Genomic DNA, 25,053 nt, shown 5'->3' with positions numbered 1-25,053 from the left:
TGGCATGCCCCCCGCGCTGGAGTGGTTCAAGAGCAGCTACAGCGGCAACGACGGCCTCGATGGTGTCGAGGTCGCCATAGCCGCCTCCTCCCCCTCCCCCACCACCGTCCACGTCCGTGACTCCAAGGACCGGGACGGTGCGCGGCTCGCGTTCGGGGGTGTGTCCTGGAGCGCGTTCCTCGGCGGCGTCGCTAGTGCTGTGGCCGGAGAGGTTTGCCGGGAAGCTCGCGGCGTCCGGTGCTGGGGGCACCTCCCACGCCCTTCAGGCAGTGGGGGAACATCGCAAGGCGGAGCATCGCCCGCGTACTGGATGTACTCGGGTGATGCGACAACGCGGCGTGGGGGTACCCCCGGCCGAAGGCTGGGGGAGTGCCGTGCCGGGCGCCGCGAGCCAGCACACCTTTCCGGTCACGGCACTAGTTGACGACCTCGACCCTCGTGCCCTTGGCCGCGAAGGTCCACAGGGCCGAGCCGTCGGGCTTGCCCATGCGGATGCCGCCCGTCTTGGCGTCGGCGGCGGCCGGCGGGGGTGAGGCGCCGTCGACGGCGTTGCTGAAGGCGATGAAGACGCCGGACTTGCCCGCGAAGTACATGATGTGCTCGATCTGGACACCGTCCGAGCCGGTCGTCGCGGGCACGCGCTGGGAGATCACGTAGGCGCCCGGGTCGGGGCTCACCGTTCCCGGCCACACCGGGAAGGTGAGGGTGGGTTTGTCGCTCTCGTCGACCAGCCACACCCGCTTCTGGGCGAGGGCGTAGACGACCCGGCGGCCCACGCCCGAGTCCGCGGGGACGGCCGGCGGGGCCGGGGGCTTGGGCGTGGCGGAGGGGCTGGCGCTTGCCGAGGGGGCGGGTCGCTGGTGGGCCGTCACGGCCGTGGGATGGGGACCCTGGTCGGCCTTCACCGCCAGTACGGCCACCGCCGCGACCGCGCCCACGGTCAGGCCGCTGACCCAGGCCCACGAAGGTATTCGGGCCGCCATGGGCACGCATCTCCTCGGTGCTACTCGACCCCTCCGACGGGGGTCGGATCATCGTACTGTGAGCTGCGTCTGCCTCGGTTCAGTCCAGGACCGGCAGCAGGTCCGGCAGGTGGCCGTCCGACGCGGCAGCCGCCCGCCGCCGTTCCTCCGGGACCTCGCCGTAGAGCGTGGTCCTCGGCTTCGCCGGGCGTCCGGCCGCCTCCGCCACCGCGACCAGGTCCTTGACGGACTTGTAGGAGCCGTAGGAGGAGCCGGCCATGCGGGAGATCGTCTCCTCCATCAGCGTGCCGCCGAGGTCGTTCGCGCCGGAGCGGAGCATTTCGGCGGCGCCCGCCTCGCCCAGCTTCACCCAGCTGGTCTGGATGTTGGGGATCCAGGGGTGCAGCAGGAGCCGCGCCATCGCCGTCACCGCCCGGTTGTCCCGTACGGAGGGGCCGGGCCTCGCGATGCCCGCCAGGTACACCGGGGCGTTGGTGTGGATGAAGGGGAGCGTGACGAACTCCGTGAAGCCGCCGGTCCGCTGCTGGATGCGGGCCAGGGTACGCAAGTGGCCCAGCCAGTGGCGGGGTTGGTCCACGTGGCCGTACATCATCGTCGACGAGGAGCGGATGCCCAGTTCGTGGGCCGTCGTCACGACCTCGATCCAGGTGGCCGTGGGCAGCTTGCCCTTGGTCAGGATCCAGCGGACCTCGTCGTCGAGGATCTCCGCGGCCGTCCCGGGGATGCTGTCCAGACCCGCCGCCCTGGCCTCGGTCAGCCACTCGCGGATGGACAGACCGGTGCGGGTGGCGCCGTTGACGACCTCCATCGGGGAGAAGGCGTGCACGTGCATGCCGGGGACGCGTTCCTTCACCGCCCGCGCGATGTCGAAGTAGGCCGTGCCCGGCAGGTCGGGGTGGATGCCGCCCTGCATGCAGACCTCCACCGCGCCCACGTCCCAGGCCTGCTGGGCCCGGTCGGCGACCTGGTCCAGGGACAGGGTGTAGGCGTCCGCGTCCGTGCGGCGCTGGGCGAACGCGCAGAAACGGCAGCCGGTGTAGCAGACGTTCGTGAAGTTGATGTTCCGCGTCACGATGTACGTGACGTCCTCGCCCACCACCGACTTGCGGACGTCGTCCGCGATCCGGCACAGCGCGTCCAGGGCCGGGCCGTCCGCGTGCAGCAGCGCCAGGGCCTCGTCGTCGGTCAGCTTCGTCGGGTCGTCGGCGGCCGTGCGCAGGGCCTGCCGGACGTCCGTGTCGACGCGCTCCGGTGCCATGCCGGGGGCGGCCGCCTCGCGCAGGGCGCCCCAGTCGCCGTACACCTCGTCGAAGTCGCCCCGGCGGTCGGCGGTGCGGCCGTCGGTGTCGATGGTGCGGTGCAGGTCGGTGCGGCCGGTGGCGGTGAAGGCCTCGTCGGGCTCCTGCCAGGGGCGGCCCTCGGCCACCGCGTCCGGGCGGGCCAGGCCCGTCTCGGGGTCGGCCAGGGCGCGGACGTGCGGCAGCAGTCGCGGGTCGAGCCAGGGCTCGCCGCGGGTGACGAACTCCGGGTAGACGCAGAGCCGTTCGCGCAGTTCGAAGCCCGCCGCGGCCGACTTCTCGGCGAGTTGCTCGATCCGGGGCCAGGGGCGCTCGGGGTTGACGTGGTCGATGGTGAGCGGGGAGACACCGCCCCAGTCGTCGATACCGGCGCCGATGAGCCGTTCGTACTCCGCGTCCACCAGGTTGGGCGGGGCCTGGAGGCAGGCGGACGGGCCCATGATGTGCCGGGCGACGGCCACCGTGGCGACCAGCTCGTCGAGTTCGGCGTCGGGCATGCCGCGCATGGCCGTGTCCGGCTTGGCGCGGAAGTTCTGGATGATCAGTTCCTGGATGCCGTGGTGGGCGCGGGCGATCCTGCGCAGCGCGAACAGGGACTCCGCGCGCTCCTCGTAGGTCTCGCCGATGCCGATCAGGATGCCGGAGGTGAAGGGGACGGAGGAGCGGCCGGCGTCCTCCAGCACCCGCAGCCGTACGGCCGGTTCCTTGTCCGGGGAGCCGTGGTGCGGGCCGCCCGGCTCGGACCACAACCGTCGCGCGGTCGTCTCCAGCATCATGCCCATCGACGGGGCGACGGGCTTGAGACGCTGGAAGTCCGTCCAGGTCATGACGCCCGGGTTGAGGTGCGGCAGCAGGCCGGTCTCCTCCAGGATGCGGATGGAGACGGCCCGTACGTAGGCGATGGTGTCGTCGTAGCCGTGCGCGTCGAGCCACTCGCGCGCTTCCGGCCAGCGGTCCTCCGGCTTGTCGCCGAGGGTGATCAGGGCTTCCTTGCACCCGAGTTCGGCGCCCCGGCGGGCGATGTCGAGGACCTCGTCGGGGGACATGAACATCCCGTGTCCGGCGCGGCGCAGCTTGCCGGGCACGGTGACGAACGTGCAGTAGTGGCACTTGTCACGACACAGCCGGGTCAGCGGGATGAAGACGCTCTTGGAGTAGGTGATGACGCCGGGGCGGCCGGCGGCCTCGAGTCCGGCGTCCCGCACCCGGCCCGCGGACGCGGCGAGGTCCTGGAGGTGCTCGCCCCGGGCCTGGAGCAGCACCGCCGCCTCGGCGACGTCGAGCGCGACCCCGTCCATGGCACGTTTGAGGGCGCGACGCAGGGAGTTCTCGGTGGGGCCGGTTCCGGAGGTCGCGGAAGTCGTCATCCTTCGAGCATACGGTCGCGGTCACCAGGGCCGATCAAGGAAGGACCGGCCGGCGGCGCCGGTGGCCGGGCCGCGGACCCGGACGGCGCACTCCGGTCGTGACGGTGGCCTGCGCGGCGCCTACGTTGGGAGGCGTGACCTTCGCGAGCGGCGCCGGGGACGGGGACGGCGGGCAGGAGACCCGGACGATCCGGGGCACGCTGCCGCCGGGCGCCCCCGACTACGTGTACGTTCCCGTCGACGTCCCGGCCGGGGTGCGGGAGATCAAGGTCTCGTACGCCTACGACAGGCCGGCCGTTCCCGCCGGCACCCCCGGCAACGCGCTGGACATCGGCATCTTCGACCAGCACGGCACCGAACCGGGCGGCCGGGGCTTCCGCGGCTGGTCGGGCGGGGCGCGCACGGAGTTCTTCATCCGCGCGGACGACGCGACACCGGGCTACCTCGCGGGGCCGGTCGACGCCGGTGTCTGGCACATCGCGCTCGGGCCCTACACGGTCGCGCCGCAGGGCCTGTCGTACACGCTCGACGTCACCCTGACGCACGGCGCCCCGGGCACGGCCGTACGGCCGGTGTACCCGCCGCAGTGGGCGAAGGGGCGGGGGCGGGCCTGGTACCGGGGGGACTGCCACCTGCACTCCTGGTACTCCGACGGCCGCCGCACCCCCGCCGAGATCGCGGCGCGGGCCAGGGCGGCCGGGCTGGACTTCATCAACAGCTCGGACCACAACACCCACGCCTCCCACCCGCACTGGGCGGACCTCGCGGGCGACGACCTGCTGATCATGCTGGGTGAGGAGGTGACGACGAGGAACGGCCACGTCCTGGCCCTCGGCACCGACCCCGGCACCTTCGTCGACTGGCGGTACCGGGCGCGGGACAACCTCTTCGGCCGCTTCGCCCGCGAGATCCGCCGCGCGGGCGGGCTGGTCGTGCCCGCCCATCCGCACGCCACCTGTGTCGGCTGCGCCTGGAAGTTCGGCTTCGGCGAGGCGGACGCGGTCGAGGTGTGGAACGGCCCCTTCACGCCGGACGACGAGATGGCGGTGGCCGCGTGGGACGCCACGCTCGTGGCGGCGGCGCGGGAGGACCGGCGCTGGCTGCCCGCGATGGGCAGCAGCGACGCCCACCGGCCGCCGGACACCGTGGGCCTGCCCCAGACGGTCGTCCTGGCCGACGACCTCACCCGGGAGGCGATCCAGGACGGCATCCGCGCGGGCCGCTCGTACGTCGCCGAGTCCGGGAAGGTGTCGCTCGCCTTCACCGCGACGGAAGCCGGGGGTGAGCGGGCGGGCATCGGCGAGCGGCTGCGGGTGGCCGCGGACACCCCGGTGACGGTCCGCCTGGAGGCCTCCGGTGTGCCGCGCTGCTCGGTCCGCCTCGTGACCGACCAGGGGGTGCTCCTCGCCGGCGACCCGTTCCCCGTGTCGGGCTCGGGGGTCGTCGAGTGGCGTACGACCCCGGCGTACGCGGCCTATGTGCGCGCGGAGGTGCGTCACGAGACGGCGGTGGGCCCGCTGCCCGGCGTGATGGCGGCGCTCACGAACCCGATCTTCCTGGGGACGGGCGCTCACGGCTGACCGGCGGGCGCACGCGCGCGTGCCCGTCCGTATACCGTCGGGTGCCGGACCGCACCCGGCGTCGGGGCAGAGAGTGTGCGGAGAGGTTGTGTGGGCCTTGTGTCGCGGGAAGTGCGGGGCTGTGATCGCGGTCTCGGGAGCTGACGCATCTGCCGTGAACAAGGCAAACTGGCTCTGATTGTTGACGGTTCGACAGGGGCCAGGGGGCAGCGATGGAAGGTGTACCGCGGGTGCCTGAGCAGCGGGGTCCCGCGCAATCGGGGACACTGCGCTTCAGCGTGCTCGGTCCGGTGCGCGCCTGGCGCGGTGAGCAGCCCCTCCCCACCGGATCCCCGCAGCAACGCGCCCTGCTGGCCGCTCTGTTGCTGCGCGAGGGCCGCACCGCGACGGCGGCCGAGCTGATCGACGCGCTGTGGGGCGAGGAGCCGCCGTCGCAGGCGCTGGCGGCGGTGCGGACGTACGCCTCGCGGCTGCGCAAGGCGCTGGACCCCGGGGTGCTGGTCAGCGAGTCCGGCGGATACGCGGTGCGCGGGGCGGGCGAGGGCGCGCTGGACCTGGCCGACGCGCAGGAGCACGCGGCCCGCGCCGACAAGGCCCGGTCGGCCGGGGACCTGTGCCGGGCGCGCGAGCTGCTGCGGCGGGCTCTCGCCCTGTGGGACGGGGAGCCGCTGGCGGGCGTGCCCGGTCCGTACGCGGAGGCGCAGCGGGTGCGCCTGGAGGAATGGCGCCTGCAACTCCTGGAGTCCTGCCTGGACATGGACCTCGAACAGGGCTGCCACGCGGAGGCCGTCTCGGAGCTGACCGTGCTGACGGCGGCGCACCCGCTGCGGGAACGCCTGCGCGAGCTGCTGATGCTGGCCCTGTACCGCAGCGGCCGGCAGGCGGAGGCGCTGGCGGTGTACGCCGACACCAGACGCCTGCTGGCGGACGAGCTGGGCGTGGACCCCCGCCCCGGACTGCGCGAACTGCAACAGCGCATCCTCCAGGCCGACCCGGCCCTCGCCGAGCCGTCCTCCCCGGTGGCCGAACCGGCGGTGGTCGCGGTGCGCCCCGCGCAACTTCCGGCGACCGTGCCGGACTTCACGGGCCGCAGTTCCTTCGTGGCCGAGCTGAGCGAGGTGCTGGCGTCGGCCGAGGGGCGCGTGATGGCCGTGTCGGCGCTGGCCGGGATCGGCGGCGTGGGCAAGACGACGCTGGCCGTCCATGTGGCCCACCAGGCGCGGGCCGCCTTCCCGGACGGCCAGTTGTACGTGGATCTCCAGGGCGCCGGCGCGAGAGCGGCGGAACCGGAGACGGTCCTCGGCTCCTTCCTGCGCGCCCTCGGCACGGCGGACTCGGCGATCCCGGACTCCCTGGAGGAACGCGCGGCCCTGTACCGGTCGGTGCTGGACGGGCGCCGGGTCCTGGTCCTGCTGGACAACGCGCGGGACGCGGCCCAGGTGCGGCCGCTGCTGCCGGGGACGGAGGGGTGCGCGGCCCTGGTCACGTCCCGGGTGCGGATGGTGGACCTGGCGGGCGCGCACCTGGTGGACCTGGACGTGATGAGCCCCGACGAGGCGCTGTCCCTGTTCACGAGGATCGTGGGCGAGGACCGGGTGGCGGGTGAGCGCGAGGCTGCCCTCGACGTGGTCGCCGCCTGCGGATTCCTGCCCCTGGCCATCCGTATCGCGGCGTCCCGGCTGGCGGCGAGGAGGACCTGGACGGTCTCGGTCCTGGCGGCGAAACTCGCGGACGAGCGGCGGCGGTTGGACGAGCTCCAGGCGGGCGACCTGGCGGTGAAGGCCACCTTCGAACTGGGCTACGGCCAGTTGGAGCCGGCCCAGGCCCGCGCCTTCCGCCTGCTGGGCCTGGCCGACGGCCCGGACATGTCCCTGGAGGCGGCGGCGGCCGTGCTGGACCTGTCGGTGGACGACACCGAGGACGTGCTGGAGTCCCTGGTCGACACGTCGCTCCTGGAGTCGGCGGCCCCCGGCCGCTACCGCTTCCACGACCTGGTCCGTCTCTACGCCCGCGCCTGCGCGGAACGCGACGAACACCCGCCGGGCGAACGCGAGGCGGCGATGTCACGCCTGCTGGACTTCTACCTGGCCACGGCGGCCGGCGTCTACGCGATCGAACGGCCGGGGGACCGGCTGGTGGACCACCTGGAGCCCACGCACTACCCGGGGCTCACGTTCCAGGAGCGGCACCGGGCCCAGGACTGGCTGTACTCGGAGGCACACGCCGTGCTGGCGTTCGTCCAGCAATGCGCGAGAGGCCCCATGCTCCGCCGTGCGGTGGACCTGCTCTGGGCGGCCAAGGACCTCGCGGAATCGGGCGCCAACTCCAAACAGTACGAAGTGGCCGCCCTCACCCTCCAGGAGGCGGCCGACCGAGGGGACGACACGAAGGTCCGGAGCCGCGCGCTCACGACGCTCACCAACGTCCATCTGGTGGCGGGGCGCTTCAGTCAGGCGGACGAGGAAGCGCGCTTGGCCATGGAACTCGCGCACATCGCGGACGACTTGGCACCCAGTTGCTGGGCCGCCAACGACCGGGGCATCATCGCGCTCTACCAGAGCCGTCACGCGGACGGTGAGGCGTATCTGCGGCAGGCCATCGAGAGCTTCCGCCTGGACAGGAACCTCGCGGGCGAGGCCAGCGCGCTCTGCAACCTCTCCCGCATCCACCTGGCCATGGGCCAGGTCGGCAGCGCGGTGGAACTGGCCCAGCAGGGCATCGTCATCTATGACCGGCTGGGCCACACGCTGCGCGGGGCGAACGGCCGCTACGCGCTGGGGCTGGCACTCACCGGGCAGGGAGCACTGGACACCGCCGTCGATCGGCTGACCGAAGCCCTGGAGGTGTTCCGCGACAGCAGGCAGCGGCTCTGGGAGGGGATGACGCTCTTCCGGCTCGCGGAGGCTCACCTCGCCGGACAACGGCCCGCTCAGGCCGCTGCCCTGGCCGAGCAGGCGCTCTCGGTCCTGCGCGGAATCGGAGGCGAGTGGCGGCGCGGAAACGTCCTGACCGTCCTTGGCCGCGCGCTCAGCAGGCTGGGACAGACCGGTCGAGCGCAGGCATGCTGGCAGGAAGCCCTCGGGATATACGAGCAACTCGGCTCCGTCGAGGCCGCCGAGGTGCGGCTCCTCCTCACGCCCGCGGCTGCCGCGTAGCTCCCGGCGGGGCGTTCATCGTTCGTTTATCGCGGCAAGGCACTCTCAAGTGGTCGATCCGTTGCGTCGGGGGGCAAGCGGGTCAGCGGTGATCAACACCGCTAGGGTGAACGGCCCTGATAGGCCCGTCCGGCGGCCCTCGGGGGAGCCGCCGGACGGGCATCGCCCATCACTGAACGGGAGTTGCAAGTCAATGAGCGATGCCAAGAAGGACTCCGTGGTGAAGCCGCTCGACAACCACGCCACGGACCTGGAGGACGTCACCACGCTGGACAACCACGCCACGGGCGGCACGGTGACCCCGAAGGACAACCACGCCACGGGCGGCACTGCCACCCCGCAGGACAACCACGCCACGGGCGAGAAGGCCTGACCGGAGACGTCTGAACACGGGGATCGGCCGCGGTGGCACCGAGGGGGAGCCGCCGCGGCCGAAGTGTGTCCCGGGCCGGTCAGTTCCGGGGCGAGGCCGTGGGGTCCGTCTCGCAGTGGTCGGCCGAGGAACGGAAGGTTTCGCCGAGGGGCACCTCGGTGGTCGCCTTGCCCTTCGCGGGTACCGCGACCACCGGGGACGAGTTCTTCAGGAGCTGGGTTCCCCCGGTGTCGTAGAAGGTGACCCGGGCCTGGAAGTCGGCCTTGCTGTCGTTGGGGTTGGTGACCTCGACGGTCGCGTACGGCTTCTTCCGCGTCGCGCAGCTGATCAGCCTCACCGTGGCGTCCCGCAGGCCGCGGCTCCTGCCGGTCCCGCTGGGGGAAGTCGGCGTGGAGCGGTAGCCGGGACGGCGGTTGTAGGTGCCGCCGGTGCCGCTGTTCCCGCCGTCGTCGTCCGAGTCGCCGTAAGAGCCGCTGGACGAGCCGCCGTACGAGCCGCTGGACGTCGAACTGTCATGGTCCTGGTGCGAGTTGCTGCATCCGCCACCACCACCGCCGCTGTGCCGGCTGCGCCCGTGCCCGTGGCCCTGGGAAAAGCCCGTCAGCGCGAGCACCACCACCGCCGACACCACCGCGAACCTGATCCTGCGCCCCCGTGTCTGCATGCGATCACCCTATCGGCGTAGCGGCGGCTCGCCCGGGCTCGCGTGGCGACGGCCCCGCACGCGGAGTAGCGTCATCTGCGTGAGCGGTGACGACAGCATCGCTGACCAGGACCGACGGCCGTCGTCCGAGGCCCTTTCCGTGTAGCCCGTACGACGGCCGTCACCACACCGCCCTGGCGCGGATCAGGTGGTGCGGGCGGTGCCCGTCCCCTTCTCCGCGTCCAGGGCGTACACGCAGCGGTCCTTGCTGCACGCGTACACGACCCCGTCCCTGACCACCGGGGAGCCGGTGATCTCGCCGCCGGTGGCGAGCTTCCAGCGCAGCCGGCCGTCGTCGGCCTTGAGCGTGTACAGCAGGTGGTCGGTGGAGCCGAAGTGGATACGGCCCTCGGCGACCGCCGGTGAGCCGACGATCTCGCCGCCCGCCTGGAAGCGCCACTTGGGCGTGCCGGTGACCGCGTCCAGGGTGTACAGGCCCCTGCCGCTGCCGACGTGGACGTGTCCGGCGGCGACCAGGACCGGGGCGACGGAGGCGCGGGACTCGGTGGCGATGCGCCAGCGGTCGCGGCCTTCGGTGGCGTCGAGGGCGTAGACGGTGCCGAGGTAGTCGGCGAGGTAGATGCCGCCGCCGCTCACCGCCGGGCCCGGCGCGAAGGCCGGCGGGCACAGGAAGACCGCGGGGGCCTCGAAGTGCCAGCGCACGTGGCCGCTCGCCACGTCCACGGCGAGGACGCGGGTACCGGCGCAGATGTAGACGTAGCCGTCGGGGGCCGGGGTGACGCGCACCGGTACGCCGCCGCAGGAGGCCGCGTCGCCGATCGGGTAGGACCAGCGCTCCTCGCCCGTGCGGGCCTCCAGGGCGCGCAGACGGGCGTCCTGCCAGACGTACACCGTGCCGTCGTGGACGACGGGGCCGGCCTCGGGGGACTCGAAGTCGGTCTGGCAGCCGGCGATCTCCCACAGCTTCTGGCCGCCGGCGGCCTCCCAGGCCTGAACGCCTCCGCCGCGGGTGCCGGTGACGACGGTGCCGCGGTCGGCCGCGAGGGAGTACACCCAGGAGTCCGTCTGCAAGCGCCACAGGTCGGCGCCCTCGCGGGCGTCCAGGGCGAACAGGGTGGGCCCGTCGGAGGCGTGCACCCGGCCGTCGGCGACCGCCATGGACCAGGCCACGTCGCGGGTCTTGAAGCGGCGGCGGCCCGTGGCCACGTCCAGGGCGTGCACCTCGAAGGAGGTGACGTAGACGAGGTCGTCGGCGACGGACGGGGTGCCCCAGACGTCGTTGGACATGCGGAAGCGCCACGGCCGCCAGCCGGCCGGGATCTCCGGCGGCCCCGGCGGCACGGCCGGTACGGCGGGGTCGGCGCCGTTGGCACCGGGGTGCGGTCTGGACCAGGTGGCGGCCAGGCCCGCCTCGGGCGGGGGCGCCTTGACGGCGGCGGCGCGGGCGTCGGCGACGCGCGGCCCGGGACCGATCGGCACCTGGGCGCCGGCCAGCCGCACGGGACCGGAGTCGGGGACGCCCACCGGCGCGGGGCCGGGCGGCGCCGGTACGGCCGGGCTGTGCGAGGGCGGGGGCGGTACGGGGACCCGGCCGCCGCCGCGGGGACCGGGCGCGGCGGGCTGCACGGCCAGGCGGCCGCCGCGGCGGGACTCGATGAGGCCGACGGCCGGCTCGGGCAGCCAGGCGGAGGCCGTACCGCTGTCGTCGGAGCCGGAGCCGAACAGATGAGGCGCGAGCTGAGCCTGGAGGTCGGCCGGCTTGGGCCGGGCGGTCGCCTCCATCTGCATGCAGGACTCGATCAGCGGACGCAGCTCGTCCGGGAGCCCTTCCAGGTCGGGGCCCTCGCGCAGCAGCATGAAGACCGTCTCGACGGGGTTGGCGCCGTGGAAGGGCGGATGCCCGGTGGCGGCGAAGACCAGCATCGAGCCGAGCGAGAAGACATCGCTGGCGCCGGTGACGCTGCGCGAGTCCTTGGCCTGCTCGGGGGACATGTACGCGGGGGTGCCGACGGCGACGTTCGTCATGGTCAGCCGGGTGTTCGAGACACCGGAGGCGATCCCGAAGTCGATCACCCGCGGCCCGTCCTCGACGACGAGGACGTTGGACGGCTTCAGGTCGCGGTGGACCAGCCCGGCGCCGTGGATGGACTGAAGCGCCTCGGCGACGCCCGCCGCCAGCCAGCGCACCGCCTGGGCCGGGAGCGGACCGCACTCGGTCACTATCTCCTCGAGGGAGGGCGCCGGGACGTAGGCGGTGGCCAGCCATGGCACGGCGGCGCGCGGGTCGGCGTCGACGACCGCGGCCGTGTAGAAGCCGGAGACCGCCCGCGCGGCCTCCACCTCACGTGTGAAGCGGACCCGGAACAGCTGGTCCTCGGCCAGCTCGGTCCGGACCGTCTTGATCGCCACGCGCCGGCCGGACGCCGAGCGCGCGAGATAGACCAGCCCCATGCCGCCGGCACCCAGCCGTCCCAGCACCTCGAACGGCCCGATCCGCCGTGGGTCGTGCTGCGTCAGCTGATCCACCACTTGCCTGCCACCTCCCCGTACGAGCCGCGCCACCCACATATGTACGCGACCGAAGTGCAGCGTCTCACCACCGCACCGCCGTGGCGGCACGCACCCTGATTCTTCCTGTCCGGCGCACAGGTTGCGAACCCGGCGACACATCGGGATGTCACGCCGCAAAACCCCCTCTTCCCGGCCGGGGGGCGGAATTCACCTCTCCAGCAGGGCGAAGGACGCCCCCTGATTGTCGGCGACGACGGCGACGTTTCCGTACGACGTCCTGAAGGGCGGCACCTGCACCCGCCCGCCGAGCCGGACCACCGCGCCGAGGGCGGCCTCCGTCCCGGCGACCCGGAAGTGGACGAGGAAGTGCGGCGGCATCTCGGGCGGGAAGACGTCGGAGACGGCGGACCGGCCGAAGTCGGGTTCGGCACCCGCCCCGAACAGGGCGTCGTGGAACAGTCCGCCGTAGAAGACGTTGGCGGCCTCGGTGTCGCGGGCGTACAGCTGGGCCCAGGCGAAGGTGCCCGGCTCGTGGCGCCTGCCGAAGCCCTGGTGGCTGTCCGGCTGCCACAGCCCGAAGACGGCGCCCTCGGGATCGGCGGCGAGGGCGGCCGTGCCCAGGCCGTCGACCCGGGCGGGCGGCGTCACGACCTGCCCGCCGGCGGCCCGGATCCGCTCGGCCAGCGTCCGGACGTCCGGGGTGGCGAAGTACACGGTCCAGACGGTGGGCATACGGCCGTCCGTCTTCGGCGAGAGCGCGGCGACGGGCTCCCCCTCCAGCCGGGCCGGTACGGATCCGCCGTACGTCTCCTCCGCGAAGCTCCACCCGAAGAGCTCACCGTAGAACCGCTTTCCCGCCTCGACGTCGGGAAGCTGCGCGTCCACCCAGCAGGGGACGCCCTCTGTGCTCGCGGATGCCCTGTTTTCGGCCATGTCGCCAAACTAGCCGGGTCCCGTGCGACCCGCAGACCAGGCACACCAGCCTCTCTGAGCCCATGCACCCCATTTGCAGTCGGCCGAATCGCGCTCCGATCACTGCTCGGTAAGCTGACGACATGACAGGACAAGTGCGTACCGTCGACGGCCGCGTGGCCGGTCGACGTGGGCAGGCGACCCGGCAGAAGCTGCTCGACTGCCTCAGCGAGATGCTCAGCTCCTCCCCCTACCGGGACGTCAAGGTCATCGATGTCGCCAGGAAGGCGGGCACTTCGCCCGCGACCTTCTATCAATACTTCCCCGACGTCGAGGGCGCCGTTCTGGAGATCGCCGATCAAATGGCCGCCGAGGGCGGCGGATTGGCCGAACTGCTGGAAGGCCGGTCGTGGACCGGCAAGGCCGGCTGGCAGACGGCGCAGGAACTCGTGGACGGATTTCTCGAGTTCTGGCATCGCAACGACGCCATTCTGCGCGTGATCGATCTCGGTGCCGCCGAGGGCGACAAGCGCTTTTACAAGATCCGTATGAAGATCCTGAACTCCGTGAACAACTCCCTGACGGACTCGGTCACCGAACTCCAGTCCAAGGGCCGGGTCGACAAGGACGTGAATCCGGCCGCGATCGCCGGTTCGCTGGTCGCGATGCTCGCGGCGGTCGCCTCGCACCAGAAGGGCTTCGTCTCGGGGGTGAAACAGGCCGACCTGAAGCCGAACCTGGCGCTTCTGGTCCACCTGGGCATCACCGGGAAGAAGCCGACGAGATAGCCCGCACCCCGGCCTCGGACTCCCTCCAGGCCCCAAGTCCTGTCAGGCAGGCGGCGGTCCACCCAAGTGGACCGCCGCCTGCTGCGTTGGGGGGAGAACCACGCGGGCCGGGACCGGATGCGGCCGGGCCGAAGCCGACCGGGCCTGGAGGCGGCCGGGTCTGGAGACGACCGGGCTCGAAGACGACCGGGCCGGGCCCAAAGACGGCCGGACCCAGCGACGGCCCAGCCCGAAGACAACCCGACCCGAAGACGACCAAGCCCAGCGACGGTCGGGCCCGGAGTCTGCCGAGTCTGGAGGCGGCCGGACCCAGAGACCGCCGAGCCCGAAGACAACCCGCCCCGGCGACTGCCGAGCCCAGCGACGGCCGAGCCCAGCGACGACTGGACCCGGAGGCGACCGGACCCAGAGACCGCCGAGCCCGAAGACAGCCCGCCCCGGCGACGGCCGAGCCCAGCGACGGCCGAGCCCAGCGACGACTGGACCCGGAGGCGGCCGGACCCAGAAACCGCCGAGCCCGAAGACAACCCGCCCCGGCGACTGCCGAGCCCAGCGACGGCCGAGCCCAGCGACGACTGGACCCGGAGGCGGCCGGACCCAGAAACCGCCGAGCCCGAAGACAACCCGCCCCAGAAACCGCCGAGCCCAGCGAACGCCGGACCCGAAGACGACCGGGCCCAGCGACGGTCGGACCCGAAGACGACCGAGCCCAGCGAACGCCGGACCCGAAGACGACCGGGCCCAGCGACGGTCGGACCCGGAGGCCGCCGGACCCAGAGACCGCCGGTGCACAGGCCGCCCCAGAAACCGCCGAGCCCAGCGAACGCCGGACCCGAAGACGACCGGGCCCAGCGACGGTCGGACCCGGAGGCCGCCGGCCCCAGAGACCGCCGGTGCACAGGCCGCCGGGCCCAGAGACCGCCGGATGCAGAGGCCGCCAGACCCTGAGGCCGGCGGGATCAGCGGCCGGCGGGCTCAGCGGCCGGCGGGGCTAGACGTGGTCGAGCCAGATCACGATGCCCGTCAGGTTGTGGAGCACGGCGGCGACGCCCGCGCGGACGGCGGCCGCGCAGCGCCCGGCGGTGAACGACTCCGGGGCGTACGTCGAGGACATGCCGAGCCCCTCGCCCCGGAACGACGCACCCGACCAGTCGACCGCCGTCACGTTGTGGGTGGGTTCGGCCAACTCCGCGCCGACGACGAGGAACTGCTGCGACAGATGGCTCGCGGTGACCACGGCGAGGGGGTCGACGAGATCGTTGCCCGCGCTGATGACGAGGTCCGGGCCCATGTCGACGGCCCTGCCGATGTCGGGAACGAGGTCGTGGGGGCCGTCCGCGGCCACCGTCCTGAGATCGACGTGCTCGCTCGCGGCCCAGTCCTCGACCGCTGACACCAGGGCCCTGGTCGGACGGTCGTCGCCCGCGGTGAGCAGCACCACGCGATAGCCCTTCGGCGGGTGCACCCCCTTCCAGGAACCGGGCCGCGGCGTGACTGTGGCCTCCGGGGTGGGCGGGGCGGAGGGGTCGGTGAACCCCGCGCCGAGCATGCCGACGGCGGTGGGCTTCGCGTGCGGCCGTGACCAGTCGTCGCCGGAGCCGCATCCGGCGACCAGCGCGGCGGCCGCGACCAGCGTGGCAACGGCCCGAAGCGGGGAGCGCAAGGCGATCGTCCTCCGAGGTGATGAGCGGGTGCGCCGCCATCCTGCTATCCCGATCGCCGCAGGTCGCCTCCGCGAGCGCCGTTGCGGGGCTTGTTTCTCAACGGTTCGCCGACGGGCCGGAGTTTGTTCACCGATGCCATGCACCGTGCACGGGAAACCCCAAGGAGCCACCATGTCATCACGGATCCGCCGCGCCCTCCTCGGGATCACCGCGGCGGTGATCGCTTTTCTGGGCCTCGGGCAACCGGCCTCCGCCCACGGCTTCTCGTCGGTCGTGTACGTCCACGTCACGAACGGCGACGACGGCCGCATACGCACGGTGCTGGAGCTGGAGTACGACCTCTACGTCGTGTCCGCCGCCGACGCCGAGCACGACGATCCCCTCTTCCGGGCGGGCACCGCCGCGTTCGAGGCCGGGGACACCGAAGGACAGGCCGCGGCGCTCGACTCCCACGCGGAGTCGGCCGTCAGGTACGTCACCGAACGCTTCTCGGTCGGTACCGGCGGCAAGGCCTGCACACCGTCCCGGGCCGGCGACTTCACGATCGGCCGGCGGGAGGGCGTGCCGTACGCCGCCCTGCCCCTCGAATGGGCCTGCCCCGGACAGGGCGGCGACCCCGAGGTGCGCAGCACGCTCTTCCCCGACTCCGAGGGCTATGTCCGCGGCACCCGCACGATCGCCACCTACGACCTCGCCGGCCTCTCCGGCAGCGCCGCGCTCGACGCCGACCATCCGTCCTTCTCGATCGGACAGTCGTGGTACGAGCGGTTCTGGGAGTTCTTCCGCCTGGGCGCCGAGCATCTGCTGACCGGTGTCGACCACGTCCTGTTCCTGCTGGCGCTCATCGCCGGATCCCGCCGTCTGCGCGAAATCGTGCTCGCGGCCACGAGTTTCACCCTGGCCCACTCGGTGACGTTCCTGCTCGCCGCCCTCGGCCTGGTGCACGTGCCGGAGCGGATCGTCGAGCCCGTCATCGCGCTGTCGATCGCCGTCGTCGCCGGCTGGCACCTGTGGCGGCTGCCGCGGCGCGGCGACCGGGCCGCCGCCCTTCCCGGCCCGGCGGTTGAGGGCTCGTTGGGCCTGGACCGGGCCGGATGGCTGCGGCTCGGGGTCGTGTTCTGCTTCGGTCTCGTGCACGGCCTGGGTTTCGCGGGAGCGCTGGGGATCGACGAGCCGTGGTCGTGGACCCTGCTGTGGTCCCTGCTGGTGTTCAACATCGGTATCGAGGCAGTGCAGTTGGGGATCATCGCGATCGTCTTCCCGCTGCTGGCGCTGCTGTACCGCCGTGCGCCGAGGGCGGGCCTCTGGGCGACCGGCGCACTGTGCGCGGGCGTGGCCGGCATGGGCCTGGTGTGGTTCGTGCAGCGGGTGCTCGAAGGCTGAGAACGGCCGAGATCGGCCACGAGTGGCTGAGAACAGCCCAGGTCTACCGCGAAGTTCAGCTGATCCCAAGATCGCATTTGCGATTGATTTACCAAATCCGGAGACCTTGATGGCCTCCATTCCATGCACCTCCGTGCACTAAAGGAACGAATCTGATGATTTCGAGACCCTCCTCGCCGGCTTCCGGGTCGGCGCGGCGCCGCGTGGCCACAGGTGCCGCCGCGGCATTCCTGGGCCTGACCGTGGCCCTCGGCAGCGGCCTGGCCTCCCCCGTCCAGGCAGCCGAGACCAGCACGTTCACCGGCATCATCCTCGGCGTCGGCGCCAACGAGTCCCAGCGCACCGTGACCTGGTACTCCTCGGCCGACACCACGCAGAAGGTCCAGCTCGCCCCGACGGCGCAGCTCGACAACGGAGAGTTCCCGGCCTCCGCCACCGTCTTCGACGCCCTCGGCGGGGAGAACATCTCCACCAGCGGCGGCTACAACCGCCACGCCACGCTCACCGGCCTCCAGGAGCACACGGCCTACTCCTACCGGGTCGGCTCCGAGGGCAACTGGTCCTCGGCGTACTCCTTCAAGACGCAGGACTTCAAGGGCGACTACGACTTCCTGTTCTTCGGCGACCCGCAGATCGGCTCGTCCGGCAACACCGCCAAGGACCAGGCCGGCTGGCAGGACACCCTGGACGTCGCGCTCGGGGCCAACCCGGACTCCGAGCTGCTGGTGTCGGGCGGCGACCACGTCGAGACGGCCAACACCGAGTCCCAGTGGAACGCCTTCCTCGCCCCCGACCAGCTGCGCCAGTACCCGTGGGCCGCCACCATCGGCAACCACGACGTCGGCGGCAAGGCGTACGAGCAGCACCTCTACACGCCGAACACGGACCGCTCGGCGCCGCTGTACTCCAACGGCAACCCGGCTTCCAACACGTCCGGTGGGAACTACTGGTACATCTACAAGGATGTGCTGTTCATCGACGTCAACAGCAACAGCTACGCCACCAGCCAGGGCGGCGGCGGCGACGCGGCGCACATCAACTACGTCACGGACGTCATCAACAAGCACGGCTCCGAGGCCAAGTGGAAGGTGCTCGTCTTCCACCACGCGATGTACTCGCCGGCCTCCCACGCCAAGGACTCCGACGCCAAGGTCCGCCGCAACGACCTGCCGGCCGCCTTCTCCAAGCTCGGTGTCGACCTGGTGCTGGCCGGTCACGACCACGCCTACTCGCGCAGCTACCTGCTGAAGAACAGCGAGAAGCAGAACAAGGACGAGCAGCCCGGCGCCGCCGACGTGTACCCCGGTCCCGGCGGTGTGCTGTACGTGACGGCCAACTCGGCCTCGGGCTCGAAGTACTACGGCATCACCAAGCCGGACAGCAGCGGCACGAGCGGCGCCGGCAACGGTGCCGACCCGCTGAACCCTGGTAACTACTGGTACAACTCGGTCCAGAACCAGGAGAACGTCCGCAGCTACGTCAAGGTCAAGGTGCGCAACGACAAGCTCGTCGTCGAGAACCTGCGCAGCGGCACCTGCGCGGCACCGAACGCCGCGGTGGAGCTCAGCCAGGTCTCCTGCACCAACACGCCCTCCGGTCAGCCGGTCGGCTCGGTCGTCGACAAGGTCACCGTGCACCCGTTCCACGGTGACGGCCAGGACATCCAGGTGAACGTCCCGAACGCCGCCCCGGGCGAGTTCGGCTGGACGATCGACGGCTACAACGGCCTGGTGGACCTCGGCACCGCCAAGGACCACGACGGCGACTACTTCCAGGCCGGCGGCAAGATCAACCCGATCCTCGTGTCGGACAGCCGCCGCTCGCTCGCCCCGTGGTCGATCTCGGCCAGCGTGGGTGACTTCAAGGACGCCGACAAGGTGTTCTCCGGTGCCTACCTCGGCTGGACGCCGAACGTGATCCAGGAAGGCGCCGGCGCCAAGGCCAGCGGGGAGGTGGCCTCCGGCTACGACGGCGGCGCGGGCCTGTCCGTCTCGCGCGGGCTCGGCTGGGCCGACCAGGGCCACCCCAAGGGCAAGGCCAAGCTGGGCGCGGACCTGGATCTGAAGATCCCGGGCAGCGTCGACAAGGGCGCCTACCGCGCCACCCTCACGATCACTGCGCTGAGCAGCTGACCGTAACCGCTTGACCTGGGGGGTGGGCACCTTCCGGTGCCCACCCCCTCCGCTCACCCCAGACCCGCACCAGACCGCCCGAGGACCCCGAGATGCCCCTGCCCGCAACGCGCCGGAAGACCACGGTCACCGCCCTCGTCCGCACCGCCGCCCTGGCCCTGCTCATGGCCTTCGCCCTCACCGGGCTGCGGGCCACTCCGGCCGCGGCGGAGGGCGGCGACGTCACCTGGACGGTCAGGACGGCGCCGAACAGCTACGGTGCCGACCGGTCCAGCTTCAGCTACGCAGTGAACCCCGGTGGACGCGTCGAGGACGCCCTGGTCGTCTCCAACCGCGGCAAGTCCCCGCTGACCCTGGCCGTCTACGCCGCCGACGGCTTCACGACCGACACCGGCCAGCTCGACCTGCTCACCAGGGACAAGAAGTCCGTCGGCGTCGGCGCCTGGGTCCACGCCGAGCGCAAGAGCGTGGTGCTCCGGCCCGGCAAGTCCGTCCGGATCCCCTTCACGGTCACCGTTCCCGGCAACGCCACGCCCGGCGACTACGTGGGCGGTGTCCTGACCTCGCTGCGGCAGTCCGACGAGGCCGAGGGCATCAACGTGGACCGGCGCCTCGGCATCCGGGTCAAGCTGCGGGTCGGCGGCGACCTCCGGCCGACCCTGGCGGTCGAGAACCTGCACGTGGACTACTCCGGCTCGGCCAACCCGTTCGCCGCCGGCGACGCCACCGTCACGTACACGATCCACAACACCGGCAACGCCATGCTCTCGGCCCGGCAGACGGTGTCGGTCGCGGGCCCGTTCGGATGGCTGCGGACCGAGGCGGGCGGGATCCCCTCACCGCCGGAGCTGCTCCCGGGCGAGAGCTGGAAGGTGAAGGTGCCCGTGCACGGCGTGACGCCCGGCGTCAGCCTGACCGCGACCGCCACCCTCACTCCCCTGCTCACCGACGCGTCCGGCTCCACCACCTCGCTCGATCCGGTCCGGGCCACCGCGCACGGCTGGGCCGTCCCGTGGACGCTGCTGCTGCTCCTGGTCCTGCTGATCGCGGTCATCGCCGGCGCGGTCGTCCGCGCCCGTCGCGGCCGGGCCCGGCGCAAGCTGCGCGAGGACGCCCGCGTACGGGACGCGGTCGAACAGGCCCTGCGCGAGAAGGGGACGCGGGAGGGGCGGGAACCCCAGGAGACCCCGGGACCCCAGGAGACCTCGGAAGCCCAGGAGACCCCGGAGACTCCGGAAGCCCAGGAGGCCGAGGAGTCCCAGGGGGCCCAGAAGGCCGGGGAGGCCCAGAAGGGCTGAGTTCCGGTGCCGGGCGGGGCGATACTCGGGGCATGGAACCGGATCTTCACGAGCTGCTGACGTCACTTCGCGTCTGGGACCCGGAGTTCACCGAACTGCCCGCCCTCGACCCCGCGACGGCACCCGCCGCCCCGCTGCCCCTCTTCGCACGGTGGCTGGCGGAGGTTGCGGCGGCCGGGCAGCCCGAGCCGCACACGATGTCGCTGGCGACGACGGACGAGGAGGGCCGGCCGGACGTCCGCATCGTGATGCTGCACGGCGCGGACTCCGCGGGCTGGTCCTTCGCCACCCACGCCGGCAGCCGCAAGGGCCGCCAGCTGGCCGCCCGCCCGCACGCCGCCCTCGCCTTCTACTGGCCGGTCCAGGGGCGCCAGGTCCGCGTCCGGGGCCCGGTCACGGTCGCCCCGCCGGACGAGGCCCACTCGGACCTGCACGCCCGCTCGACAGGCGCCCTGGCCGCCGCCCTCACCGGCCGTCAGAGCGAGGTCCTGGACTCCCTGGACGAGCTGGCCCGGGCCTCGGAGTCGGCCTGGGAGCGGGCCCGGAGCGCCCCGGACACCGAGGTCCCCTCCTGGACCCTCTACCGACTCCGGCCCACCGAGGCCGAGTTCTTCCAGGGCGACGCCCAGCGCCGCCACGTACGGCTCCGCTACCGCCGCACGCCGGACGGCTGGGCCCGCGAACTGCTGTGGCCCTGACCCGGCTCAGCCGAAGTCGTACACCGCGAAATCGGACACCGGCCGGTAACCGATCCGCTGGTAGAGGCCGTTGCTGGTCGGATTGGCGAGGTCGGTGAACAGCAGCACCTCCTCGGCCCCCGACTCCCGCGCGGCGCGGCTGACCTCGACCGTGACGGCGCCCGCGTACCCGCGCCCCCGCAGGTGCGCCGGTGTGTAGACACCAGCCACCCGCACCTGCCCGGCGACCTTCGGAGTCGTCCCCGCCATGGCGACGGGTGTCCCGTCCGGGTCCTGCCAGAGCATGACGTCAGCGCGCCGGACGCGCTCGTCGGCCCACTTCCCCGCGTCCTGGACGGCCGTCTCGCCGACGGCGGCGCAGAACTCCTCGTACCACCGGGCCAGCAGCTTCCGGTCCGCCTCGCCCGCCACCGTGGCGCGGCCCGGCGGGACCGGGTGCGGCACGGTCAACTCGCCCAGCCGGTAGAGCCGCATCCGCTGCCGCAGGGAGACCTCGGCGCCGGTGAGGCGACGCCAGGCCCCGGCGAACGCGGCGGCGGTGTCGCGGTCCGCCGACACACCGGACACCTCGCGCCCGGGACCGGCCAGCCGCGCCGCCAGCACGGCGGCCTCCTCCTCGGTCAGGGAGGTGAGGACCACCGGATGAGGCGGCGTGCGGAGGAAGGCGGCCCGCACACCCGCCGCCCCGCCCTCTCCGGCCAGCAGGCCGAACTCGGGGTCGGCGTCCCCGTAGAGCCGCGCGCCGCGCGAGCGCAGGTTCTCCGTCACCGTCAGGTGCACGGTGTGCGGTGCGGGCCGCGAGCGGAGGAACTCCCCTCCACGTGCCCAGAATCGCTCGACGTCGTCGGTCAGGTGCCAGTCATCGGTGGTCGTCCCGGAAGTCATGCCCCATGGTCCCGTCCACGGCCGTCCGGCGCCCGCGAATTTAGCGGGCGTCCGGCTCCGGATCCGTGGCCAGACGCGCGTGCAGGTGCGCGTCCCGGAAGGCGTCGCGGCGCTCCGACTCGAAGATCGCGCCGCGCATCGTGCCCTCGCACCGGAAGCCGCAGCGCTCGGCAACCCGGCAGGACGCCCCGTGCCCGACGGCGTGGTCCAGTTCCAGCCGGTGCAGGCGCAGTTCGCCGAACGCCCAGCTCGCCACCAGCTTCAGCGCCCGGGTGGCGACCCCGCGCCCGCGGGCCTCGGGCAGGACCCAGTAGCCGATCCTCGCGACGCCGAGCCGCGGCCGGATGTCGTTGACGCCGATGTGCCCGAGCGTCGTGGCGCTCCCGGCGTCCTCGATCACGAAGGACGCGTCCGAGCCCTCCCGCGCACGCGCGGCCCGTGCCCGCAGGGAGTCGCGGGCGCCGGTGAGGTCCGTGACGGGCACGAGCGGTGTGTTCCAGCGGCGGAACTCCGGGTCGGTGATGCCGCGCAGCCACGCCCGTACGTCGGCGTCGGACTCCGGGTCCCACGGGCGCAGCAGCAGCCCGTGCCCCGCGGTCCGTACGGTCGCGAGGTCCCCGGGGTCACGAAGGTCGGTGGTCACCGGCCCATTAGACACCGCCGAACACCCGGACCGCACAGTCGTCCAGTTGTGAACATACGGTCGTCCGGTTGTGATCAACCTGCAACCGATTCCCGCGTTGACCGCGACCCATCAACCAGATGGGCGATTACTCTCGCGCTCATGACCGACTCGACCACCGCCTCCGCGGCGCGGCACGCCGACCGTCCCGTCTACGTCATCGGCGGCGGTCCGGGCGGGCTGGCCGCCGCGCAGGCGCTGCGCGCGCGGGGGATACGCGCGGTCGTCCTGGAGAAGTCCGACCGGGTCGGGGCGTCGTGGCGGCGGCACTACGACCGGCTGCGCCTGCACACCACCCGGCGCCTGTCCGCGCTGCCCGGACTGCCGATGCCGCGCCGGTTCGGCAGATGGGTCGCGCGCGAGGACGTGGTGCGGTACCTGGAGAAGTACGCCGAGCACCACCGGCTGGAGATCGTGACCGGCGTCGAGGTCTCCCGCGTCGAGCCCGCGCCGGACGGCACCGGCTGGCTGCTGCGCGCCTCCGGCGGACGGGAGCTGACCGGCGGCGCGGTGGTCGTCGCCACCGGCCACAACCACACGCCCCGCGTGCCCGACTGGTCCGGCCGGGAGACGTACCAGGGCGGCCCCGGCGAACTCGTGCACGCCCGCGAGTACCGCAACGCCGAGCCGTACGCCGGGCGTGACGTGCTCGTCGTCGGCGTCGGCAACACCGGCGCCGAGATAGCCGTGGACCTGGTGGAGGGCGGGGCCTCGCGCGTACGGCTGTCGGTGCGCACCGCCCCGCACATCGTGCGCCGGTCGACCGCCGGGTGGGCCGCCCAGTACACCGGGGTGCTCGTACGGCGGCTGCCGGTCCGGCTCGTCGACGTGCTCGCGCGACCGCTCGCCAGGCTGAGCGTGCCGGACCTCTCCGCGCACGGCCTGCCCCGTCCCCGCACCGGCCTGTACTCGCGGGTCGAGGAGGGCTCGATCCCGGTCCAGGACGCCGGTCTCGTCGACGCGGTCCGCAAGGGCAGGGTCGAGATCGTGGCCGCCGTGGAGGGCTTCGAGAGCGGCAAGGTCCTCCTCGCCGACGGCACGCGCATCCAGCCGCACGCCGTCGTCGCCGCCACCGGCTACGTCCGCGCACTGGAAGGGCTGGTCGGCCATCTGGACGTGCTCGACTCCCGTGGCAGGCCGGTCGTCCGCGGCCGCCGCACGCCGAAGAACGCGCCCGGCCTGTACTTCACCGGCTTCACCAACCCCATCAGCGGCATGCTCCGCGAACTGGCGCTGGACGCCGAGAGGATCGCCGGGGCCATCGCGAAGGAGAGCGCCCGCAAGGGCGGCCGCCGGGTCTCCCGGCTGCCGGACTGACGATCCCCGACGCCCTGCCGGAAGCGTTGCCGCCGGACGCCTCACACGGCCGCGGGGCTCAAAACCGTCGGCCGCCGCCTGATCACCAGCGCCATCAGGGCCGCCGCGGCGCACAGCGCGCCCGAGGCGTACCAGACCACGTCGTAGGAGCCGAAGACGTCCCGCGCGAGACCGCCGAGGTAGGCGACCAGCGCCGCCCCGACCTGGTGGGAGGCGAGCACCCAGCCGAAGACGATCGCGCTGTCCTCGCCGTAGTGCTCCCGGCACAGGGCGAGGGTGGGCGGCACGGTGGCGACCCAGTCGAGGCCGTAGAAGACGATGAAGAAGATCATCGGCGGGTGCACGCTCGGCGCGAGCAGCATCGGCAGGAACAGCAGCGAGACACCGCGCAGCGCGTAGTACACGGCCAGCAGGCGGCGCGGTTCGAAGCGGTCGGTGAACCAGCCCGAGGCGATCGTGCCGGCCACGTCGAACACGCCGATGACCGCGAGCAGCGAGGCGGCCGCCGTGATGGGCATGCCGTGGTCGTGGGCGGCGGGCACGAAGTGGGTCTGGATCAGGCCGTTGGTGGAGGCGCCGCAGATGGCGAAGGTGCCGGCCAGCAGCCAGAAGGGGCCGGTGCGCACCGCCGAGGACAGGACGGCCAGGGTGCGGCGGGCGGCCCCGGGCACGGGCTCCGGCTTCGGTACGAACTCGTCGGCGCCGTACGGCTTGACGCCCACGTCCGCCGGATGGTCGCGCAGCAGCAGCCAGACGAAGGGGACGACGGCGAGGGCCGCGAGCGACACCGTGACCGCGGCCGGGCGCCAGCCGTGCGACTGGACGGTCCAGGACAGGAACGGCAGGAAGATCAGCTGGCCGGAGGCGGAGGCGGCGGTGAGGATGCCGGTGACCAGGCCGCGCCGCACGGTGAACCAGCGGTTGGTGACCGTCGCCGCGAAGGCGAGCGCCATCGAGCCGGTGCCGAGACCGACCAGCAGGCCCCAGCACAGCCACAGCTGCCAGGCGGCGGTCATCCACACGGTCAGGCCGGAGCCGACGGCGATCACCGTGAGCGCGGCGGCGACCACCCGGCGGATGCCGAAGCGGTCCATGAGCGCGGCGGCGAAGGGCGCGGTGAGCCCGTACAGCGCGAGGTTGATCGAGACCGCGGCGCCGATCGTGCCCCGCGACCAGCCGAACTCCTGGTGCAGCGGGTCGATGAGCAGGCCGGGCAGCGAGCGGAAGGCCGCGGCGCCGGTGATCGTGACGAAGGTGACGGCGGCGACGAACCACGCTCGGTGGACGCGGGCCGCACGGCGGGCGGACGGCGTCCGGGCCGCGGTGGCGGACGCGGGTTCGGTTGTCTGGGTCACGCCATAGA

Annotated in this window: 19 protein-coding genes; 10 read left to right on the top strand and 9 right to left on the bottom strand. The window is 72.7% G+C overall.

Annotated elements, in window-relative coordinates; genetic code table 11:
* Positions 1-4 precede the first annotated feature (4 nt).
* Positions 5-424, top strand: coding sequence for a DUF397 domain-containing protein (locus tag ACIQMV_RS24215; RefSeq protein WP_402595432.1), 420 nt, complete (start codon positions 5-7; stop codon positions 422-424).
* Here the strand turns inward: ACIQMV_RS24215 and ACIQMV_RS24210 are convergent.
* Positions 417-983, bottom strand: coding sequence for a hypothetical protein (locus tag ACIQMV_RS24210; protein WP_402595430.1), 567 nt, complete (start codon positions 981-983; stop codon positions 417-419). The genes ACIQMV_RS24215 and ACIQMV_RS24210 overlap by 8 nt on opposite strands.
* A gap of 79 nt (positions 984-1,062) precedes the next feature.
* A complete protein-coding gene (locus ACIQMV_RS24205) occupies positions 1,063-3,648 on the bottom strand; it encodes a bifunctional FO biosynthesis protein CofGH (protein WP_402595428.1) in 2,586 nt (861 codons plus the stop codon).
* A 98-nt stretch (positions 3,649-3,746) separates the two neighbouring features.
* Here ACIQMV_RS24205 and ACIQMV_RS24200 point away from each other — a divergent pair, with 98 nt between their 5' ends.
* The 3 genes from ACIQMV_RS24200 to ACIQMV_RS24190 all read left to right on the top strand — a co-directional run bounded on the left by ACIQMV_RS24200 (position 3,747) and on the right by ACIQMV_RS24190 (position 8,756).
* Positions 3,747-5,228, top strand: coding sequence for a CehA/McbA family metallohydrolase (locus ACIQMV_RS24200; protein WP_402595427.1), 1,482 nt, complete (start codon positions 3,747-3,749; stop codon positions 5,226-5,228).
* A 212-nt stretch (positions 5,229-5,440) separates the two neighbouring features.
* Positions 5,441-8,383 carry a BTAD domain-containing putative transcriptional regulator gene (locus ACIQMV_RS24195; RefSeq protein ID WP_402595426.1) on the top strand — a complete coding sequence of 981 codons (2,943 nt, stop codon included), beginning with the start codon at positions 5,441-5,443 and terminating at the stop codon, positions 8,381-8,383.
* A 193-nt stretch (positions 8,384-8,576) separates the two neighbouring features.
* Positions 8,577-8,756 carry a hypothetical protein gene (locus ACIQMV_RS24190; RefSeq protein ID WP_141360236.1) on the top strand — a complete coding sequence of 60 codons (180 nt, stop codon included), beginning with the start codon at positions 8,577-8,579 and terminating at the stop codon, positions 8,754-8,756.
* Positions 8,757-8,835: 79 nt separating this feature from the next.
* On the opposite strand, the gene ACIQMV_RS24185 is transcribed toward ACIQMV_RS24190, so the two are convergent.
* The 3 genes from ACIQMV_RS24185 to ACIQMV_RS24175 form a co-directional block, all read right to left on the bottom strand.
* A complete protein-coding gene (locus tag ACIQMV_RS24185; protein ID WP_402595425.1) occupies positions 8,836-9,420 on the bottom strand; it encodes a hypothetical protein in 585 nt (194 codons plus the stop codon).
* Positions 9,421-9,603: 183 nt separating this feature from the next.
* The gene (locus ACIQMV_RS24180; protein ID WP_402595423.1) at positions 9,604-11,949 is read right to left on the bottom strand and encodes a PQQ-binding-like beta-propeller repeat protein; all 2,346 of its coding nucleotides are present in this window, start codon (positions 11,947-11,949) and stop codon (positions 9,604-9,606) included.
* 189 nt (positions 11,950-12,138) lie between these two features.
* Positions 12,139-12,864: a VOC family protein gene (locus tag ACIQMV_RS24175; protein WP_401777490.1), complete on the bottom strand. Its 726-nt coding sequence runs from the start codon at positions 12,862-12,864 to the stop codon at positions 12,139-12,141.
* A gap of 134 nt (positions 12,865-12,998) precedes the next feature.
* Here ACIQMV_RS24175 and ACIQMV_RS24170 point away from each other — a divergent pair, with 134 nt between their 5' ends.
* Positions 12,999-13,631 carry a TetR family transcriptional regulator gene (locus ACIQMV_RS24170; protein WP_376503616.1) on the top strand — a complete coding sequence of 211 codons (633 nt, stop codon included), beginning with the start codon at positions 12,999-13,001 and terminating at the stop codon, positions 13,629-13,631.
* A gap of 991 nt (positions 13,632-14,622) precedes the next feature.
* On the opposite strand, the gene ACIQMV_RS24165 is transcribed toward ACIQMV_RS24170, so the two are convergent.
* Complete coding sequence (locus ACIQMV_RS24165; protein ID WP_402595421.1) at positions 14,623-15,294, bottom strand: hypothetical protein; 672 nt, start codon at positions 15,292-15,294, stop codon at positions 14,623-14,625.
* Between the two features lie 172 nt (positions 15,295-15,466).
* On the opposite strand from ACIQMV_RS24165, the gene ACIQMV_RS24160 reads away from it, so the two are divergent.
* From ACIQMV_RS24160 to ACIQMV_RS24145, 4 genes are all read left to right on the top strand, one after another.
* Complete coding sequence (locus ACIQMV_RS24160; protein WP_402595419.1) at positions 15,467-16,678, top strand: HupE/UreJ family protein; 1,212 nt, start codon at positions 15,467-15,469, stop codon at positions 16,676-16,678.
* Between the two features lie 155 nt (positions 16,679-16,833).
* Positions 16,834-18,810: a fibronectin type III domain-containing protein gene (locus ACIQMV_RS24155; RefSeq protein ID WP_402595418.1), complete on the top strand. Its 1,977-nt coding sequence runs from the start codon at positions 16,834-16,836 to the stop codon at positions 18,808-18,810.
* Positions 18,811-18,902: 92 nt separating this feature from the next.
* Positions 18,903-20,108, top strand: coding sequence for a WxL protein peptidoglycan domain-containing protein (locus ACIQMV_RS24150; RefSeq protein WP_402595416.1), 1,206 nt, complete (start codon positions 18,903-18,905; stop codon positions 20,106-20,108).
* A gap of 32 nt (positions 20,109-20,140) precedes the next feature.
* Positions 20,141-20,806 carry a pyridoxal 5'-phosphate synthase gene (locus ACIQMV_RS24145; protein WP_402595414.1) on the top strand — a complete coding sequence of 222 codons (666 nt, stop codon included), beginning with the start codon at positions 20,141-20,143 and terminating at the stop codon, positions 20,804-20,806.
* Between the two features lie 6 nt (positions 20,807-20,812).
* On the opposite strand, the gene ACIQMV_RS24140 is transcribed toward ACIQMV_RS24145, so the two are convergent.
* Positions 20,813-21,691 (bottom strand): GNAT family N-acetyltransferase, encoded by an 879-nt coding sequence (locus ACIQMV_RS24140; RefSeq protein WP_402595412.1) that lies wholly within the window; start codon positions 21,689-21,691, stop codon positions 20,813-20,815.
* Positions 21,692-21,731: 40 nt separating this feature from the next.
* Positions 21,732-22,334 carry a GNAT family N-acetyltransferase gene (locus ACIQMV_RS24135; protein ID WP_402595410.1) on the bottom strand — a complete coding sequence of 201 codons (603 nt, stop codon included), beginning with the start codon at positions 22,332-22,334 and terminating at the stop codon, positions 21,732-21,734.
* 141 nt (positions 22,335-22,475) lie between these two features.
* Here ACIQMV_RS24135 and ACIQMV_RS24130 point away from each other — a divergent pair, with 141 nt between their 5' ends.
* The gene (locus tag ACIQMV_RS24130; protein ID WP_402595408.1) at positions 22,476-23,690 is read left to right on the top strand and encodes a flavin-containing monooxygenase; all 1,215 of its coding nucleotides are present in this window, start codon (positions 22,476-22,478) and stop codon (positions 23,688-23,690) included.
* A 41-nt stretch (positions 23,691-23,731) separates the two neighbouring features.
* Here ACIQMV_RS24130 and ACIQMV_RS24125 read toward each other — a convergent pair whose 3' ends face one another.
* The gene (locus tag ACIQMV_RS24125) at positions 23,732-25,045 is read right to left on the bottom strand and encodes an MFS transporter (RefSeq protein ID WP_402595406.1); all 1,314 of its coding nucleotides are present in this window, start codon (positions 25,043-25,045) and stop codon (positions 23,732-23,734) included.
* Between the last annotated feature and the right edge of the window lie 8 nt (positions 25,046-25,053).

The organism is Streptomyces sp. NPDC091412 (assembly GCF_044756885.1).
Classification (GTDB): domain Bacteria; phylum Actinomycetota; class Actinomycetes; order Streptomycetales; family Streptomycetaceae; genus Streptomyces.
This window is presented reverse-complemented; position numbering and strand designations above follow the sequence as displayed.

Excerpts from the sequence above, each read along its gene's own strand:
- ACIQMV_RS24190 (WP_141360236.1), top strand. The coding sequence starts at position 8,577 with ATGAGCGATGCCAAGAAGGACTCCGTGGTGAAGCCGCTCGACAACCAC.
- ACIQMV_RS24145 (WP_402595414.1), top strand. The coding sequence starts at position 20,141 with ATGGAACCGGATCTTCACGAGCTGCTGACGTCACTTCGCGTCTGGGAC.
- ACIQMV_RS24150 (WP_402595416.1), top strand. The coding sequence starts at position 18,903 with ATGCCCCTGCCCGCAACGCGCCGGAAGACCACGGTCACCGCCCTCGTC.
- ACIQMV_RS24160 (WP_402595419.1), top strand. The coding sequence starts at position 15,467 with ATGTCATCACGGATCCGCCGCGCCCTCCTCGGGATCACCGCGGCGGTG.
- ACIQMV_RS24215 (WP_402595432.1), top strand. The coding sequence starts at position 5 with ATGCCCCCCGCGCTGGAGTGGTTCAAGAGCAGCTACAGCGGCAACGAC.
- ACIQMV_RS24140 (WP_402595412.1), bottom strand. The coding sequence starts at position 21,691 with ATGACTTCCGGGACGACCACCGATGACTGGCACCTGACCGACGACGTC.
- ACIQMV_RS24175 (WP_401777490.1), bottom strand. The coding sequence starts at position 12,864 with ATGGCCGAAAACAGGGCATCCGCGAGCACAGAGGGCGTCCCCTGCTGG.
- ACIQMV_RS24185 (WP_402595425.1), bottom strand. The coding sequence starts at position 9,420 with ATGCAGACACGGGGGCGCAGGATCAGGTTCGCGGTGGTGTCGGCGGTG.
- ACIQMV_RS24205 (WP_402595428.1), bottom strand. The coding sequence starts at position 3,648 with ATGACGACTTCCGCGACCTCCGGAACCGGCCCCACCGAGAACTCCCTG.
- ACIQMV_RS24130 (WP_402595408.1), top strand. The coding sequence starts at position 22,476 with ATGACCGACTCGACCACCGCCTCCGCGGCGCGGCACGCCGACCGTCCC.
- ACIQMV_RS24210 (WP_402595430.1), bottom strand. The coding sequence starts at position 983 with ATGGCGGCCCGAATACCTTCGTGGGCCTGGGTCAGCGGCCTGACCGTG.
- ACIQMV_RS24155 (WP_402595418.1), top strand. The coding sequence starts at position 16,834 with ATGATTTCGAGACCCTCCTCGCCGGCTTCCGGGTCGGCGCGGCGCCGC.
- ACIQMV_RS24195 (WP_402595426.1), top strand. The coding sequence starts at position 5,441 with ATGGAAGGTGTACCGCGGGTGCCTGAGCAGCGGGGTCCCGCGCAATCG.